General features: G+C 52.3%; 1 protein-coding gene. It reads left to right on the top strand.

Annotated features, from left to right (window positions below; all coding sequences use genetic code 11):
* Positions 1-2,170: leucine-rich repeat domain-containing protein (locus HMPREF0860_RS02170; protein WP_425314978.1), on the top strand; the 2,170-nt coding region annotated here is incomplete at its 5' end.
* Positions 2,171-2,241 lie beyond the last annotated feature (71 nt).

Here is a 2,241-nt window from a genome sequence, read left to right as displayed (position 1 = left end):
ATACCGATTGCCGCGGGCGCTTTGCTGTTTACCGCAGCGCTCATTTTTACAGGCTGCTCCAACGGCAGCGATACAAGCGGTGGAGGAGGCGGCACCCCGCCCCACGCCGCCCGTGCCCGGATCGTTCGCGGTAAATTTCAGCGTGGACGGCGGAAACGGCACGCTTAAAGCAAAGGCGGACGGCATACCGGAAACGGATGTAAGCCCTATAACTGTCGAACAGGGTAAAACCGTAACCTTTACGGCGGTGCCTGCTGCAAATTACAAGGTAAAGGAATGGAAGGTAGACGGCGCCGTTATAAGCAATACGACGACCACTCATACCCTCACCGTTACCAAGGCGGCCGATGTTAAGGTGAGCTTTGAAGCGCTTCCGCCCGGCGAAGCCTCGTATACGGTAAAACACTATCGGGAAAAAACGGACGGCACCTACCCTGCAGAGCCGACGGATAGCGAAACCTTAAACGGCACGGCGGGTGATTCTGTTGCATTCATGCCGAAAACCGGCGGAGACTACGAAGGCTTTACCTATAATTCCGCTCTTACCATGGTAAACGGCGCTATACAGACAAGCGGTCCGATACAAGCCGACGGCAGTACCGTCGTAGAACTCTATTACGAGCGCAAAACGGTGAATGTAACCTTTAAGCTTGCAGGCGGCAATGTCGCAGGCGATATAGCCGATGTTGTAAAAACGGGCAAATACGGAACAGCCTTGAGTGCTCCCGTTCCCGTACAAACGGGCTTCTCTTTTACCGGATGGCATCCCGTACTGCCTGCAACTCCGGTCTTCCCCGCTTCCGATAAGACATACACCGCACAGTGGGCGCAGTTTCAATTCAAAATCGATTTCGGCGTAGACGGCGGACACGGCACGCTCAAGGCCGAAGTCGGCGGCAGCGCAATCCATTCGGGCGATATGGTCGAACACGGCGAAACCGTCATCTTTATCGCAGTGCCTGCCGATACCAACTATGCCGTAGACAAGTGGACAAACAACGGAACGCCCATCGCGGGAGCGGGAACAAACACAAGTTACAACCACACCGTAACGGCAGCGGCGAACATCAAAGTAAAGTTTAAATATGCAGGAGCCGCCTTAGCGGTAAATCAGCAAAACTTTACGGGCACGGTGGGCGACACGCTTCCCGTTTATAAGCTCGTAACGGCAGGTTCGGGCGACTACACGGCAACGCCTGAAAACCCCTCCGTCATAAGCGTAGACCTTAACAACGCGACGGGCAACGTAACCGTGCAGTGCACGGGCAAAGGAAGTTCCCGCATAAAGGTAAAAGACAATATGAGCGGGCTGGAAGCGTATTCGGGTACCGTTACCGTACAAGCCCTTGTTACCATCCCTGACGATTTTACCGCAGGCGGCATACACTACCAGGTTGTCGATAAGACGAATAAACACGTGCATATCGACTATAAAGTGGGCGGCAATTTTGGAGCGGATGTGCACATTCCTGCAACGGTTGTCTTTAACGGCGAAACCTATGCGATAACCGGCTGTACCCGACCCTGCTTGCAGGTGAACTTTGAGGAGACAACGGCGTTTACGGTGGACAGCGCAAACGCTTTTTTACGTGCGGAAAACGGAGTGCTGTTCAACAAGGATAAAACCCGCCTTATAAAGTACCCCACAAAAAAAACGGACACCGCCTACACGGTGCCCGACTCGGTAGAAACCATAGGAACCTATGCCTTTTACATGATTTACTATAATCTTACAACGTTGAACTTACCCGAAGGCAAAGCGCTTACAACAGTCGAGGATGAAGGTATTTGTTACTGCATGCTGCTTGCAAATGTTAACATTCCGTCCACGCTGCGGAATTTGGGGGAAGAATTTCTTTACTGGACAGGGATAACGAGTGCGGTTATTCCCGAAGGTATCGAGTCTCTGAAACGGCTATGCTTCGCATGGTGTCCCAATCTTACACGTGCAGAACTTCCGGCAAGCTTTAAATCTTCAGCTGATATTTTTTTCAACTGCCCCGCTTTAACCGAAGTTACGTGCAAAGCGGTAACACCGCCGTCAGTACATGGTTTTGATGCCGGCACGCCGGCTGCAAGCTGCACGCTCAAAGTGCCCTCAGGTTCGATCAGCTCATACGAAAATGCCCCGATATGGAAGGACTTTAAAAAGCCGTTCGTAGGACTTTGACGGTGCCGTAAGGGTTTGAAAATCGTACATCCGTGTACGATTTTCAACGCGAGTTTCGGCAGGCTTACGCC

This window comes from Treponema socranskii subsp. socranskii VPI DR56BR1116 = ATCC 35536 (assembly GCF_000468115.1).
Taxonomy (GTDB): Bacteria; Spirochaetota; Spirochaetia; order Treponematales; family Treponemataceae; genus Treponema_D; species Treponema_D socranskii.
The sequence above is the reverse complement of the archived record's forward strand: the minus strand, read 5'-3'. Positions and strand labels throughout refer to the sequence as shown.